Origin of the sequence: Paenibacillus tyrphae, assembly GCF_024158745.1 — a bacterium.
GTDB classification, from domain to species: Bacteria; Bacillota; Bacilli; order Paenibacillales; family NBRC-103111; genus Paenibacillus_G; species Paenibacillus_G tyrfis_A.
The window spans coordinates 1-14,546 of the sequence record NZ_JAMZAW010000019.1 but is presented as its reverse complement, the minus strand read 5'-3'; the positions used below and the strand labels follow the sequence as shown (position 1 = coordinate 14,546).

Sequence of the window (14,546 nt, the reverse complement as noted above, 5' to 3'; positions counted from 1 at the left end):
AGCCATGAATCGGAGCGGAACGACAAGAAATTGGAAGAACAAGCTGCTGCTCCCCCTGTTGGCGGGTGCGCTGGTTTGGAGCGCGGCTGGCTGCAGCGATGCGCCGGCTGCGGCCCCGCCGGAACGGGGAAAGCTCAAGGTGGCTTACTACAGCCAGGAAGCGTTTGACGACCAATATGGCGATTATTTTATGGCCAAATTCCCTGAGCTTGAGGTGGAAGTCATCGCAACGACAGAAACGATGGCTCCCGGCAAAAATCCGCAGAAAGAAATGGACAAGCTGCTGGACGAGCACAAACCGGACCTCATTATTACGGGCTTCGGAGAGTATCAGCGGCTGGCGGCGGCGGGTAAGCTGTACGAGTTGGACTCGTTTATCAAGCAGGACAAATTCGATATTGAAAACATGCTTCCCGCCGCCATCGATTATTTGCGCGCCAAGGGCGGCGGCAAGCTGTACGGGCTTGCCCCTCAATTTTCGACCTCGGTGTTGTACTACAATAAAGGGTTATTCGACCAGTACAAGGTGCCGTACCCGACAGAAGGCATGACTTGGGATGACCTGTTTGAGCTGGCAGGCAAATTCCGCGGCGCGAAGAACGGAAAGGACCCGATTTACGGATTTCATCAACCGTTTATGATGTCGAAGTTCTGGATGGTCCGGTCGATGGGACGGGATATGGGTCTCAATGTGATGGATGTGAAAGGACGTACCGTCACGATCGATACGGAGGCTTGGCAGAAAGTATTCTCGCAGATGACGGAAGCCTGGAAGAACGGCTCCATACCGATGATTGCCGGGAAAAACAACAAAGGCCGCTGGGATAAGGAAGATGTCGATTATGCGGACTTGTTCAGCCAGGGACGTGCGGCGATGACCATAAGCAGCCCGTGGCAGATCGACCGGCTGCAGGAGAGTGGCTCCAAGATCGATTGGCAGATTGTGAAGCCGCCTTCGCCGGACGGCAGCGGCTCGTGGCAGCCGGGCTTTTACGTGCAGCCGATTTTTGCGATCGGAACAGGGTCCGGGCAGGCGGACAAGGCTTGGAAGATCGTCCGCTATTTCAACAGTGCGGAAGCGGCCAAAGTCGAAACGAAGACCTCCAACGAGTTGATAACCCGATCGGGCTTCGTCAAAATGGTGGACGGCCGCAGCATGGAGCCGTTTTACCAAGTGAAGTACGATGATACGTTGGGCGGGGGAATGGAATTCAACCCGAATACCCCCACGCGTTTTTACGAGGAATTCGATAAGCAGGCGGACGAGCAGCTTGAATTGATTATGACCGGAAAAACGACGGTGCGGCAGGCGCTGCAGCAGCTTCAAAAGCAAGGCCAGCAGACGTTGGATGCAGCGTGGTTGGCGGAGCCCCAGGAACCGGAGGCGGGCGGAGAAGCGGCGAAATAGCGCTGCCTGTCATTTGTTACCAAAGCAGATAAGCCCAGCGACCTGTTCGCTGGGCTTTGCTTTGTGCAGATCCAACGTAAAAAAAGACATGGGAAAACCTAGAAGCACGCCATATAATTGGGTTATTACGAACCAATTCACAATAGGGGAAGGGGTTTATTGATGATGACGAGAAGCAAACGAAGCTTCAAGCTCGGCGCAGCATCTTTGCTGCTGCTGCAGCTTCAGCTTGTTTCCGTAATGCCGGGGGCCGCTTCGGCCGAAGCAGCCGATGCGCCGCTGGCTCCTGCTACGGTCGATTTGATCCGGGGGCACGATTGGACCCGATTTTCAGGAGCGACTGCGGCCGGCGGTGAAGTGACCGTTACCGGGATAGGGCGGGCCATCATCCCTTGGGGCAACGATTTGTCGCAGCCGACGGTCATCAATCCGCCGATCAATTTGCGCGGTCCGGTTTTGAACATATCGGGAGATTTTTCGGTAAGCTTTCAAATCGCCTCCTCCCCCGGCAAAAGCGCGGGACTCCAGCTGTACAGCACGCTCCCGGTCATCCAGGACGAATGGCGGCAGGAAGGCAAGGCGGTATCGGTTATGTTGAAGAACGGCAAGCTGTCGGCCGCCGTCTATAACGGCGCTTCCGCCGTGCCGAAGAAAGCGGCTTTTAAATATACATCGGCCGGAACGCTCGATGTCCGGCTTCTGGCTAAGAGCGGCAAGCTCACATTTTACGTAAATCAGGCCAAAGTCGGAGAAATGGCGGACCCCGGAGTGTTCGCGGACGGCAAAGTGTATTTCGGTGCAGACGCGGACGTCGGCAGCTCTTTTACGCTCAAGTCGCTAACGGCTCAAGCGGAAGGCAGCGCCTCGGCGGTAACGGTGAGCGATCTGGGAATCGCTTCCGTGCCGCAGAGTGCGGACTCGCTGCGGGCACTGGCGCGGTCGAATGCGCCGCACCTGAACGTCGGTACGGCTGCGGCCGTTATCCCGACCATGACGGATTCCGCTTACCGCAGCATTCTGGGACGGGAGTTCAGTATCCTGACTCCGGAAAACGACATGAAGTTTCAGTTCATTCATCCGCAGCGGAACGTTTATGCTTTCGCGGAAGGGGACAGCTTGGTCGAATTCGCGGAACGCAACGGCATGGCCGTTCATGGTCATGCGCTGGTCTGGAGCGAAGCGAATCCCCGTTGGCTCACGCAAGGCAACTACAGCGCCGCCGAGCTGCAGGCCATCATGGAGGAGCACGTGAAGACGGTGGTCGGACGGTACAAGGGCAGAATTAAGGAGTGGGACGTCATCAACGAACCGCTCAAGGACGAGACGTTTGATGTCAATCTCGGCTTGCGGGATTCGATCTGGTTCAAGGCGATGGGCGAGAATTTTCTGGATATCGCACTGCGTGCCGCTCACGAGGCCGATCCGGATGCCAAGCTGTACATCAACGAATATGGCTGCGAGGCGGAGGACGACAAAGCGGACGCGCTGTATAAGCTCGTCCAGCGGCTCCAGTCGCGCGGGGTGCCTCTGCACGGCATCGGCTTTCAGGTTCACGAAGATATCGGCAAAGACAGCGACGGGACGTACGACCCCGTATCGGCTAACGAGTTCAAGCGCACGGCCAAACGGTTTACCGATCTTGGCTTAGAGGTGCGGGTATCGGAGTTGGACGTAAACATGCATGGCAAGGTCACGAACACGCTGCGCAGCAAGCAGGCGGAGTATTTCAAATCGATCCTAGCGCTGACCAAAGGAAATAACCGGTTTACATCCTACGCCATGTGGGGATTTACCGACCGCTATTCGTCGCTTCAGCCTGCGGACGAATATAACGTATTCGGCAACGGGCTCATCTACGACGAGCATTATGCGCCGAAGCTTCCGTACCACAAAATAAGAGAAGCGCTGCAAAGCCCTTAAAGCGCGGGCTCCGGCGCTTGTTGAGAAAGTGGTCAAACGGGATTATAGAGGTGTACGAGGGGGTGGGGTATCCACTTCCGACCGCTGTTGTCATCGGGAAATTTGATTGGAAGCCGCTTAGTAGCGGACATTTCCCGAAGACAAAGGCGGCCGCTATCGCTTCTCCAGTGCATACCCCACCTCCGTTTGCATCTCTATTTTTGTAAAAGCCCACTTTCTCAACATTCTGACGCTCCGGATTTTTCCGGAGCGTTTTTTGCGGCCTGACGAGAGGTCGGCTTCCCGCCTTATTGTTGCGTGCTGCCGAGACCGTCCATGATATCGTCCAGCCACTCGAAGACGCGTTGATTAAACAGGAGCAGCGCCCCGAATTGGCAGTGCTCTTCGCCGCCATCTTCCGCCGTGAAGAGCATGAACGTTTTGGGGCAGATCAGCGCCTCGTACAGCTTCGTCGGCTGGCCGGCGAAGAAATGATCGGCCTCCGCTTCGCAGACGAGCACGGGACATTTAATTTTATCGGCGATCCCCTCCAAGGTGAACGGCTGCGTTTTCTCGATCAGCTCCAGGAATGTTTTCGCCTGGAACGTAAACCGGCCGTTATCGACAGCCCAGCGGACCCCGGTGTTTTTGGTCATCAGATTCTGGATAAAGATCTCCAGCTTGCCCGGTTCGTTGAAGTCCACGGTTGCTCCCTCGGGGGCCATTTCGCCGAATTGGAAGGTGAACAGGCCGTCGTTCGCGATACAAGCGGCAAGGCGGTGCTCATAGGCTGCGGCCCGTGGAGCCAAAAATCCTCCGAGACTGATGCCCATCAGAGCGATCCGCTGCTTATCCACCTCCGGCCGGGTATATAAATAATCGACAACCGGCGTGATCACGTTCTCCCAATCGTGGCGGAACGGAATGCGCTGCAGCCGAATCGTGGCGCCTTGCCCCGGCCCTTCGAACGTCAGGCAGTTATATCCCCGCTGAAGCGCCGCCGCCGCTCCGCCGAAGTAAAGCTCCTCTCCTGTGGAATCGTAGCCGCCGTGAATAATTAATGTTGGCCGGGGCGCGTCATCCGCGCGGTAGAAATATCCGGATAAGCTGGTCCCTTCATAAGGAATCTCCACCTGCTCCACCGGCAAATCCATCAGCGGAATCGCTTGGCGGAACGTGCTCCGGCTTTTTTTCCACGTTTCGAGCATGCGCGGGTCATTCGGGTTGCCATGCAGGAAAAACTCCGCCGTACGGTAATAATTGGACGCCCGTAAGAACGACTCCCGTGCGCTGATCCGCTTGCCCCGCGCCAGACTGTCGACACCTTGGGCGTGAATGCGCTCCGCCGTTTTGTACCATTCGGCATACCAGCTTTCAAAATTGCTCTCCTCGATCCGGTAGCCGGTCGCCAGACATTCGCCGATATCCGCGCCGCCGTAAGGAGCGTAGCTCAATGTACGCAGCAGCTCGAAGGAAAAGGTAGGATCTTGAAAAATAAGTTTCATCACAAATTTCTCCTTTGTCACGGTTTGGTTAGGTCGTTTTGTATATAGGTTAAAATTGATCTAAGTCAAATATAACTTATTAATTTTAATTTTGTAAATAAAAAAATAGGTTATTTTTAACCTATTCAGAGTGTTGATAAACCCTAGAAATAGAAAATCTCGGACCAATAGAGGTGGGGTATATCCCGTAAGAGTTTACGTCCGCCTTTGAAACCCGTGAAAATACAACTAATTCTAATCAAGTTCACGGGTTTCAAGAGCGGCTGGAGGGATATACCCCACCGGTGTATGCGGAGAATTTTCTAAGCGAAGCGGGTTTCTCAATAGCTTATTAGGTTATTTTTAACCTATCGAGCAATATGGTAATATGGAGAAATCAAGGCCAAATCAGAGGAGTTGTCTTCATGTCCATTCGTTATGCTTTGCTTTCATTATTGGCGCGCGAGCCTTTAAGCGGTTACGATATCAAGCAGCAAATGAACGACCGGTTCGGCCCCTTTTGGAAAGTGGGGAGCAATCAGGTGTATCCCGAATTGTCCAAAATGGAAGGAGAAGGCCTGGTCAAGCTGCAAGGCATCGAGCAGCAGGCCAACCGCCCCGCCCGCAAATTGTACGAAATTACGGAAGCCGGCCGGGACGCCCTCATCCAGTGGACGCTCGAATCGGGGGAGCTGGAGAGGATTCGCGACGATTTTTTGTTGAAAGCCTACAATATTTGGCTTGTCGATCCCGAGCGGATGATCGGACGACTGGAGGAAATCAAGAGGCAGCATGAAGAAAGACTAGCGGCGTATGAAAAAAAGGTCGCCGAGCTGGAGACCATGCTTACCACGTCCGACAGCAGGGACCCGATTGCCGCTACCATCTCCGTTGTCGAGTTCGGCATTCGATATGAGCGCCTCTATATGGACTGGTGCGATCGACTAATCAAAAAAATGTAGCGCCAAGCAGCATTCCGGCGCAAGGAGCAGCTCTGTGATGGACTCTAATCAGCTTCAACGAATGCGCAGCTATTTGGACAATACGCAAATGACGGTCACGATGGCCTATTACTCCAAGGTGGGGCCGAATTGGCGGAGCAATGACCTGCTGCCGGATGTGAACCGGCTTTATTTTATACGCGAGGGGGAAGGGTGGATCCGGTTGCGCGGCCGGATGTACCATCCGAAGCCGGGACAATTGCTGCTGCTGCCGGCAGGAATGCGGCTGTCGTTCGGCCGGCTCGGCGACAATGGCTTCGGCAAATATTGGTGCCATTTTACGGCAACGGTGGGAGACGTGAACCTGTTTCAAATGCTGGAGCTGCCCCACTGCATCGACGTGCGGGACGAAGCCGGGCTCGAGAAGCAGTTCCAGGACTTGATCGGGCTGTACAACAATCCGTCGCTGACGGCTCCGCTGCGCATCAAATCGGTGCTGCTGGAGATCGTTTCCGGGTATATGGAAGAAGCGCTGGAGCGGGAACGGGGGCTGCGGCTTGCGCCGATGTCCGAAACGGGAAAAATCAACACGGTGCTCCACTACGTAGACGAGCATCTGCAGGAACGGATAACGGTGGAAGAACTGGCGCGGCTTGTGCATTTTCATCCCAACTACTTCATGCAATATTTCAAAACGATGCTGGGGCTTTCCCCGATCGCCTACATTAACCGCAAGCGGATGGATAAAGCGAAGGAGCTGCTGTCCGGTACCGAATGGACAGTGACGGATGTAGCGGAGAAGGTCGGACTCGAGCTGTATTATTTCTCCCGCGTCTTCAAGAAGCAGACCGGTCTGTCCCCGAGCGAATACCGCAAGCAATCCGCAAGACGCGGGCCGGCGGCAGAGGAGTAGACGCCAGAGTGTCTCTGCAAACGGGGCGGAAGCCGAAGAGCTCGGCCCCGCAGCAGAACGCCGGATCAAGAACGTGATGGCGCCGTGTGCTTCGTTTTTCGCAGAATGATCGCAAGAGTGATCATGGATAGCAGAGCCCCGGCAAAGCCTAGGCTCATATCTTTCTGCGTATCGAACACGTCGCCCTGCAGCCCGACATAGTCGGCTCCGGCTTGTCCAGCCACGTAAGCGGCCCCCATTTCCACGATTTCGAACAATGCGCTGCATCCGAGCATCGTCATGACCGGAATCCCGTAGGACCAGAAATTGCGCACGCCCGCAGCCCGGGTAAGAAGCTCACGGAGAGGGTAGGCAAGAAACAGACCGAACAAGAAGTGTACGACGCGGTCGAAGTAGCTCCTTTGGAGATGAAACGAAGCTTTCAGCCACTGATCGACCGGCGTATTCTGATACGTATAATGAGCCGCGAAAGTATGGATGCAGAGGAATAGAAAAATCAGCAAATAAGATAGATTCGAGAAGCGGAATGCTTTGTACGTAAACAGCAGGGTGAAAAAAGCAGCGACAACAAGCACGTTTTCCATCAGCCATTGGGTCCGGTCGGTCGGCGAGATCGCCATGACGATCCAAAAGACAACAAAGAGCGCGAGCAGCAGCTGCAGGATGATGTTGCGGGAAAAAGGTATATCCGGGTCCATCAACCAGTTGGTCCCTGTTCCGCCGCGAACTGCGGATTGTCGAGCCATCGTAGCTTCTCCCTTCGGTGGTTCATGGTGACCGGCTGTTTCCAGCCGGTTCGGACGACGTTCGTAGTATTGGCAAAATTGTCAATGTCATACCTCCATGGGCTTACTTACTCGGCAATTCCGGAAGGGCCGCAGCTCACCGCTTGGATAAGCCGGATGCCTTGGACCACCGGTATGGCTCGACATAGCGGATCATCGTCTTGAAGACGGCGGCCCACTGCCGCTCGTTCAAGCTGCCGACCGGCACGCTCCGATCCATTCGCAGCAGCTTGACGAGATGCTTCAGCTGGGCCGGGGTAAACCATGGCCCGAGCGCGGCGTGCAACGGGGCGCCGGGCACCCGGAGCGCTTGCGTGACGAGCCCCATGAAGCGGGCGTGGTCGCTCGGCCGCACGAGCGGCTCCTTTTTGCGGCGTACGATCAGGATCGCGCATTGCACCCGGGGCGGGGGCGAGAAGCGATCGGGCGATACCGGTTCGGCGAGCTTCAGATCGAACTGCATGCGCCATCCCAGGATGCGCGCCTGCGTGACCGGATCGGCCGTAAACCGGCGGGCCGCCCCGAGCTCGACGATCAGCACGCCATGCCGAAACGGGACGGCGGGATAATCCATCAGCCTGCCGAGCACGGCCGTCGTAATGGCAAAAGGGATATTGGCTATGACGCCAAAAGGCCTGCGGGGGAGCGGCATTTCCAGGAAGTTGGTCTCGATGAGCCGGATGCCTTCCGCTTCTCCGATTTTGCCGCGGAGCTTCTCGGCGAAACGGGGATCGTTCTCGATGGCGAGCACCTGCCAGCCTTCTTGGGCGAGCGGAAGCGTCAACGCGCCGGCTCCCGCCCCGATATCCAGCACAAGCGGCTGGGGCGAGAGTCGGGCAAGCTCGATCATGCGGCGGACAAGCGATTTATCGCGGATCAGGTGTTGGCCTGAAAAGTTGGTATGGGCAGGACGCGCCGTTTGACGGGACGTATGTTTGTTTTTTGGCATCACAAATATGCACCTCATTCATTCGTTTTTGGGGAATGAAAAAGGTACAGCACAAATAAACCCGAGCCAAAATATTTTTTTAGCCGGGAATACGTGTTCTGTACCTCACATTACCGTAAACGCAAGAATTGGATGCACATTTGGATGCACATGAAAGAAAATACCTCGGAATTCGTTAGAGTCAACAGGCTCGCAAGCCTTTTTAAAGTATAGCATGGCAGGATAAGGAACGCCATCCAGAAGGCGCGGCACGTTCCATCCAAAGATCAAGGTTTCCGCTTGCTGTCCGCTTCGTACGGTTCCCGTTTGAACCGGTTTGGCGTGAGGCCGACCTGCTTCTTGAACAGCTGGCAAAAATACGAGAAGTTGCCAAGTCCGACCGCCCGGCCGATGTCCTGGACCGGTTTGTCGGTGGTCCGCAGCAGCCAGCATGCTTGCCGAATGCGGCGCGCCGTCAAATATTCGGTGATGCTGCTGCCTACCGATTGCCGGAAGACGGCGGATACGTGATTCGGGGACAAATGAATCTCCTGCGCGAGCCGTTCCAGCTCGAAGGGCTCCATGTAATGTTTTTCGATCCAAGCCATAATTTTCTCGGCGGTGGCCGATGCTTTAGGCAGTGCGGGACGTTCCGTTAATGGCGAGCCGGCCGGTTCTGCCGCTGATTTCAAGTGATGCACGAACGCGGTCAGGAACAGCAGCTGTTCTTCCAGCAACTGCTCGGCGTCCTCCTTGGGCGCAAGGCGGGGAAGATGGGAGCGGAGCAGCGCGTCCATGGCGGCGGGGTCCGGCGTCCGGTACACCTGGGGGGCCAGCGGGTCTTTCCATAGCGCTTGGAAAAAAGCCCGAAGTCCGGGAAACGGAGCGAGCGTCTCGTCGAGCACGGCGGGTTCGAAGACGAACAAGGAGCGCACATACGGCTGCTTGGGCAGCTCGCCGATCCGGATGCGATGCAGTTGAAACGGCTTGAAGCAAAAGACGGTGCCGGGCGACATCTGGAAAATTTGTTGTTCTACAACGGAAGTTCCTTGCCCTTCATGGACATATAAAAGCTCCATTCCCTGATGCGCGTGGTAGATTTCAACGAACTCGTTCGTCCGGTCTTTGTAAAACGATAGCTGCACGGGATGGCGATTCAGGTTCAAGTAGTTCATCTGCTTCATGCACGGGGACCTCCACCGTAATATAGCAACATTTTATCATAAGAGCGCCAAACTATGCGGGCGTTTTTTTTGTTATGCTGAAAGCATAATTTATTGGCTCGAAAGGGATGGCCTCACAATGATCAAACAGCGATTAATCGAAGCATGGGAGCATTACCGGGGCAGCCTCGGCGGTCCGTGGGAAGTATGGCGGGCCGACAAGCTCCAGAATCACTATAATGTGCCGTGGCATAAAGTGGAGCTGCCGCATACGTACAACGCGCTCGACGTCATGGACCCCGACGGCAAATATTATCAGGGGCAGGGTTGGTACCGGACGAAGCTGGCGCTGAACAACCCGTATCTGAACGGGCGGACGCTGCTGCATTTCGAAGGCGCCGGGCAGCGTACGGATGTCTATGTGTATACGAGCAAGGTCGGCTCGCATCTCGGGGGCTATGACGAGTTCACGGTCGACATCACCGAGGCAGCGGCTGAAGCCGCGACTATCGAGCGGTACCAAGGGCTCGTCCCGGTGGCGGTCGCGTGCGACAATAGCCGGGAGTTGGAGACAATTCCGTCGGACGCGAGCGATTTTAACCTGTATGGGGGGATTTACCGGTATTTGAATCTCGTGTATGTGCCTGTCGTGTCGCTTGCCCGGGTTCATGTGGAAGCGGATACGAGCCGCTTGGCGGCGGTGGACGGGCAGCCGGTTTGCACCGTGAAGGTCAGAGCCAAGCTGTACAATCCGAACGCGCAGCGGGAAAGCCTCAAGCTGACGATCCGGCTGACCGACCGCGAAGGAGCCGTAATTGCGGAATCGAGCGTGAGCTGCCTGCCCTGGGAGGGCGAGAAGGAGCTGGCGGTCTACGAGCTGGCCGATCCGCACCTGTGGAGTACGGACGATCCGTACCTGTACGGCTGCACGGTCCGGGCGGAAAGCGTGCACGGCGAGACGGAGCTTGCGGAACGGTTCGGCGTCCGGTTTTTCGAGTTCGTCGATCACGGCCCGTTCAAGCTGAACGGCGAGCGGCTTCTGCTTCGCGGCACACATCGGCATGAGGATCATGCCGGCGTCGGACCTGCGATGACGGAGGAGATGATCCGTTACGAGATGCAGCTCATCAAGGAGATGGGCGCAAACTTCATCCGCCTTGGCCATTACCAGCAGTCGCGAATCGTGCTGGAGCTGTGCGATGAACTCGGCATTCTCGTCTGGGAGGAAATCCCATGGTGCCGTGGCGGTCTAGGCGGTGACAGCTACCGGCAGCAGTGCCGGGATATGCTGACGGCGATGATTGAACAGCATTACAATCATCCGTCGGTCATTCTGTGGGGCCTCGGCAACGAGAACGATTGGGAGTGCGACTTCGACTATTTCGATCAGGAAGACATCCGCCGTTTCATGAAGGAGCTCCACGACTTATCGCATAAGCTCGACCCGGGCCGGCTGACTTCGATCCGCCGCTGCGAGTTTTGCAAAGACATCGTCGACGTGTACTCGCCTTCCATCTGGGCGGGCTGGTACCGCGGCATTTACACCGATTACGAAGCGAGCTGCCGCTCGGCGTTCGACAATGTGCGCTCGTTCTTCCATATGGAGTGGGGCGCGGACAATTTGCCGACCCGGCATGTGGAGAAGACGTTCACGGGCTTCGAATTTATCCCTCGCGGCGACGGCACGACGGACGAGCGCGACGGCGATTACCTGCTGACCGGCGGCGAGCCGCGCGTCTCCCGGGACGGCGATTGGTCGGAGACGTATTTTTGTGAAATGATCGACTGGTACTTGAAGTCGCAGGAGCACATGGATTGGCTGACCGGCGCGGCGCAATGGTCGTTTAAAGATTTTGCGACGCCGGTGCGTCCGGATTCGCCGATTCCGTATTTGAACATGAAGGGGATCGTCGAGCGCGATTTTACGAAAAAAGAAGCTTACTACGTCTTCCAATCGTATTGGGCGACGAAGCCGATGGCCCGCATCTACGGGCATTCCATGCCGGTACGCTGGGGCGCTCCGGGCGAGCGGAAGACGATCAAGGTGTACTCCAACTGCGCGGAGGCGGAGCTGTTCCTGAACGGCCGAAGCCTCGGCGTCAAGAAGCGCGATTCGCAAAATTTCCCGGCGGCAGGCTTGCGTTGGGAGACGACGCTGGAAGCGGGCATGAACCATGTGAAGGTCGTTGCGGTCAAAGACGGCGTCACCGTGGAAGACGAGTTGACCTTCGAATACCAGACGGCGGTCTGGGGTGCCCCGGCGGAGCTGCGGCTGACGGCCGAGCCGCAGGCGGACGGACGGGTCTATGTGGAAGCAAGGGCCTACGATGCCCATGGCGTGTTTTGCCCCGATGCGGTGAGCTTCGTCCGCTTCGGTCTTGCGGGAGACGGTCGGCTGCTGGACGGCCTCGGCACGATCCGCGGTTCGCGGCTGGTTCAACTCGCCACGGGGCGGGCCGGGATGTACGTCGATCCGAAGGGCGGCTTGCCGGCGGGGATCTCCGTCACGGACTTCGTTACGGCCGGAGGTCCGGCAGCGTCGCTTGCGGGCGGCAGCGGCAAGTCTGGTACAGTGCATCCGCGGGTGTCGGTGGTCAGTGCGGCGTGTGAAGGGATGACTACGGCGTTCATTACAATCTAATTCCAGAGGAGGAGTTTCACGCATGACAGCGATCGATACGAGCAAATGGGTGCAAGCGTCCGACCTGAAGACGGCGCTCCCGGCGATTTGGGACGCTTTGCAGATGAAGGTGGACCGGATGATCGGGCAGCTTGGGGAGAAATCGCCGCACGTGGCCAAAGCTGACGGTTTGTACGACGATATGCGGCTAGATTGGTGGACGGCCGGCTTCTGGCCGGGCATGCTGTGGATCATGTACGACATGACCGGAAAAGAGCATTACCGGGAAGCCGCATGGTCTTGGGACGAAAAATTCGAACACAAGACGATTCAAGACAACAATTTCCACCACGACGTGGGGTTCCAGTTTCTTCCCACTTCCGTCATCAAATACAAGCTGACCGGCGACAAGGACGCCAAGCGCCGCGGCTTGCAGGCGGCGAACTTCCTGGCCGGACGGTTCAATATTGCGGGCAGCTTCTTGCGTGCGTGGAATCAAGATAAAATCGGTTGGTCGATCGTCGATTCGTCGATGAACCTGTCGATCTTGTTCTGGGCGGCACAAGAGATTGGCGATCCGCGCTTCGAGCATATCGCCAGAGCGCATGCCGATACGGTAGTGAATAAGTTCATCCGTCCTGACGGCTCGGTGAACCATATTCTCAGCTTCGACCCGCAGACGGGCGAACTGATTGAGCCGCTTGGCGGCCAAGGCCACGGGCCGGACTCGTCCTGGAGCCGCGGCGCTTCGTGGGCGCTGCACGGCATGGCGAACACGTACCGCTACACCGGCGACAAGCGGTATTTATATGCGGCGCAGCAGGTGGCGCATTACTTCCTGGCCTGTCTGCCGGACGACCACGTGCCGCATTGGGATTTCCGCGCCGCCGACCCGCTCGACGGCGAGCCGCGCGATACGTCGGCGGCGACGTGCGCCGTTTCCGGCCTGATCGAGCTGGGCGCGGCGCTCCCGGGTATCGAAGGCGCGGTATACCGCCGCGCGGCGGAACGCATTCTGCTCTCGCTGACGCAGCATTACGCGACGTGGGACCGTCCGGAGCACGAGGGCATTCTGCTCGCGGGCACGGGCAACAAGCCGGCCGGCCAGAATGTCGACGTCTCGTTAATTTACGGTGATTATTACTACGTGGAAGCTATCGCGAAGCTGCTTGGCTGGCGGAATCGGATTTTTTAAGCGACGAGGAGGGGGTTACCTCTGCGCCTTGCTTGTTGTTACTTGATTCGTTATGATAAGGAATATGATTTGGTTGTGAAGCACACACCGTCCATCTCCGTAATGGAGATCGGGCGGTTTTTTATTTTCCGGAGGTGAGCCTGAGGGATGAGATTTCAAGACGCTTACGAAGCTTTTTTGCATGCACATGTGCACTCAGCAACGGGCGAGAGGCAGCGGCGGCTGAGGGAGGGGCTTGGGCATGCGGAGAAGCTTTTTCTGCAGGAAGTGTGGTGGCCGGCTGTGGGACGTTTGGAGCAACTGCACCCGGAGTTTGAGGTTCATGACTTCAAGGATGGAACCCGCTACTTGGATTTTGCCTATCTGCGCCCGCCGTTCAAAGTATGCTTCGAAATCGACGGCTACGGTCCGCATAGCCGGGATGCGAGCCGCTGGCAGTTTGCCGACCAGCTCGTCCGACAGAACCATCTGGTGATCGACGATTGGAAGGTATTTCGTTTTGCTTACGACGATATAAAAGAGAAGCCGAGGCGCTGTCAGCAAATGATCCAGCAGCTGATGGGCAGATGGTTCGGGGACGAAAGCGTGCCGATCGCGTTGACCCTGAAGGAGAAAGAAATTGTACGCTTGCTCGTTCATAAACAGCGGCGGGTGACCCCTGCGGAAGTGAGCCAACACTTAGGGGTAAGTGTTCGGTATGCACGGGAGCTGCTGCAGAGCCTCTTGAAGCGACAGGTGCTTGTGCCGGCTTCGGGCACCTTGCGCGTTCGGGCTTACCTGCTGAATCCGCATGGGAAGCCGATGTTTTTGTAGCGGGAGTGGGGTACTAGCAGGTGGTTGGGCAATAGAGCACTTGGGATGCGCTATTGGTTGCGTTTGGTCGGTCTCAGGCATGTAGCGGAACTGAGATGCTTTATACGTGTCGAAAAATGTGAATGTGGTGCGGACGAAGGCTGATAGAGGAAGTGTACTTCCTCTAATTTCGCAGACACCCTCAGTTCGGAGGGAATAAGTTACTTGAGTTCCTCTATTTTGTACGGCACCCTTTAGCGGTCCGCGTATTGGATTCCCGTGCCCCCGGCGCTCCATACTCTAGGCACATCAGCCCGCGGTGCGAGGCGGAGAGACGTATTGAAGGAACGTGGTTACCGACTCGCTGACCGGTTACGATGCCTGTACGCCGCAAAGTTATATCATCTATGCGCTGCGC

The 14,546-nt window shown here is 56.7% G+C and carries 11 protein-coding genes; 7 read left to right on the top strand and 4 right to left on the bottom strand.

The window, feature by feature from the left end; translation table 11 throughout:
* Positions 1 to 4 precede the first annotated feature (4 nt).
* The gene (locus NI000_RS25320; protein ID WP_253414156.1) at positions 5 to 1,408 is read left to right on the top strand and encodes an ABC transporter substrate-binding protein; all 1,404 of its coding nucleotides are present in this window, start codon (positions 5 to 7) and stop codon (positions 1,406 to 1,408) included.
* A 165-nt stretch (positions 1,409 to 1,573) separates the two neighbouring features.
* Positions 1,574 to 3,328: an endo-1,4-beta-xylanase gene (locus NI000_RS25315; protein ID WP_253414155.1), complete on the top strand. Its 1,755-nt coding sequence runs from the start codon at positions 1,574 to 1,576 to the stop codon at positions 3,326 to 3,328.
* Positions 3,329 to 3,615: 287 nt separating this feature from the next.
* On the opposite strand, the gene NI000_RS25310 is transcribed toward NI000_RS25315, so the two are convergent.
* On the bottom strand, positions 3,616 to 4,812 hold the full coding sequence (locus NI000_RS25310) for an alpha/beta hydrolase family protein (RefSeq protein ID WP_253414154.1): 1,197 nt from the start codon (positions 4,810 to 4,812) through the stop codon (positions 3,616 to 3,618).
* A gap of 404 nt (positions 4,813 to 5,216) precedes the next feature.
* Between NI000_RS25310 and NI000_RS25305 the strand changes: the two genes are divergently transcribed.
* Together NI000_RS25305 and NI000_RS25300 are read left to right on the top strand one after the other, a co-directional pair.
* Positions 5,217 to 5,753, top strand: a complete 537-nt coding sequence (locus tag NI000_RS25305) for a PadR family transcriptional regulator (protein ID WP_253414153.1) — start codon at positions 5,217 to 5,219, stop codon at positions 5,751 to 5,753.
* A 37-nt stretch (positions 5,754 to 5,790) separates the two neighbouring features.
* Positions 5,791 to 6,645 (top strand): helix-turn-helix domain-containing protein, encoded by an 855-nt coding sequence (locus NI000_RS25300; protein WP_253414152.1) that lies wholly within the window; start codon positions 5,791 to 5,793, stop codon positions 6,643 to 6,645.
* 65 nt (positions 6,646 to 6,710) lie between these two features.
* Here the strand turns inward: NI000_RS25300 and NI000_RS25295 are convergent, their stop codons facing one another.
* The 3 genes from NI000_RS25295 to NI000_RS25285 form a co-directional block, all read right to left on the bottom strand.
* Positions 6,711 to 7,391, bottom strand: a complete 681-nt coding sequence (locus tag NI000_RS25295; protein ID WP_253414150.1) for a DUF2238 domain-containing protein — start codon at positions 7,389 to 7,391, stop codon at positions 6,711 to 6,713.
* A gap of 136 nt (positions 7,392 to 7,527) precedes the next feature.
* Positions 7,528 to 8,379, bottom strand: a complete 852-nt coding sequence (locus NI000_RS25290; protein ID WP_253414149.1) for a ribosomal RNA small subunit methyltransferase A — start codon at positions 8,377 to 8,379, stop codon at positions 7,528 to 7,530.
* A 266-nt stretch (positions 8,380 to 8,645) separates the two neighbouring features.
* Positions 8,646 to 9,542 (bottom strand): AraC family transcriptional regulator, encoded by an 897-nt coding sequence (locus NI000_RS25285; RefSeq protein ID WP_253414148.1) that lies wholly within the window; start codon positions 9,540 to 9,542, stop codon positions 8,646 to 8,648.
* Between the two features lie 118 nt (positions 9,543 to 9,660).
* Between NI000_RS25285 and NI000_RS25280 the strand changes: the two genes are divergently transcribed.
* The 3 genes from NI000_RS25280 (at position 9,661) to NI000_RS25270 (ending at position 14,149) form a co-directional block, all read left to right on the top strand.
* Complete coding sequence (locus NI000_RS25280; RefSeq protein ID WP_253414147.1) at positions 9,661 to 12,162, top strand: glycoside hydrolase family 2 TIM barrel-domain containing protein; 2,502 nt, start codon at positions 9,661 to 9,663, stop codon at positions 12,160 to 12,162.
* A gap of 22 nt (positions 12,163 to 12,184) precedes the next feature.
* Positions 12,185 to 13,336 carry a glycoside hydrolase family 88 protein gene (locus tag NI000_RS25275; protein ID WP_253414146.1) on the top strand — a complete coding sequence of 384 codons (1,152 nt, stop codon included), beginning with the start codon at positions 12,185 to 12,187 and terminating at the stop codon, positions 13,334 to 13,336.
* A gap of 147 nt (positions 13,337 to 13,483) precedes the next feature.
* The gene (locus NI000_RS25270; RefSeq protein ID WP_253414145.1) at positions 13,484 to 14,149 is read left to right on the top strand and encodes a DNA-binding response regulator; all 666 of its coding nucleotides are present in this window, start codon (positions 13,484 to 13,486) and stop codon (positions 14,147 to 14,149) included.
* The last annotated feature ends 397 nt before the right edge of the window (positions 14,150 to 14,546 follow it).

Bases quoted from the DNA above. Each gene is read 5' to 3' on its own strand.
- NI000_RS25320 (WP_253414156.1), top strand. From the start codon at position 5: ATGAATCGGAGCGGAACGACAAGAAATTGGAAGAACAAGCTGCTGCTC.
- NI000_RS25315 (WP_253414155.1), top strand. From the start codon at position 1,574: ATGACGAGAAGCAAACGAAGCTTCAAGCTCGGCGCAGCATCTTTGCTG.
- NI000_RS25310 (WP_253414154.1), bottom strand. From the start codon at position 4,812: ATGAAACTTATTTTTCAAGATCCTACCTTTTCCTTCGAGCTGCTGCGT.
- NI000_RS25305 (WP_253414153.1), top strand. From the start codon at position 5,217: ATGTCCATTCGTTATGCTTTGCTTTCATTATTGGCGCGCGAGCCTTTA.
- NI000_RS25300 (WP_253414152.1), top strand. From the start codon at position 5,791: ATGGACTCTAATCAGCTTCAACGAATGCGCAGCTATTTGGACAATACG.
- NI000_RS25295 (WP_253414150.1), bottom strand. From the start codon at position 7,391: ATGGCTCGACAATCCGCAGTTCGCGGCGGAACAGGGACCAACTGGTTG.
- NI000_RS25290 (WP_253414149.1), bottom strand. From the start codon at position 8,379: ATGCCAAAAAACAAACATACGTCCCGTCAAACGGCGCGTCCTGCCCAT.
- NI000_RS25285 (WP_253414148.1), bottom strand. From the start codon at position 9,542: ATGAAGCAGATGAACTACTTGAACCTGAATCGCCATCCCGTGCAGCTA.
- NI000_RS25280 (WP_253414147.1), top strand. From the start codon at position 9,661: ATGATCAAACAGCGATTAATCGAAGCATGGGAGCATTACCGGGGCAGC.
- NI000_RS25275 (WP_253414146.1), top strand. From the start codon at position 12,185: ATGACAGCGATCGATACGAGCAAATGGGTGCAAGCGTCCGACCTGAAG.
- NI000_RS25270 (WP_253414145.1), top strand. From the start codon at position 13,484: ATGAGATTTCAAGACGCTTACGAAGCTTTTTTGCATGCACATGTGCAC.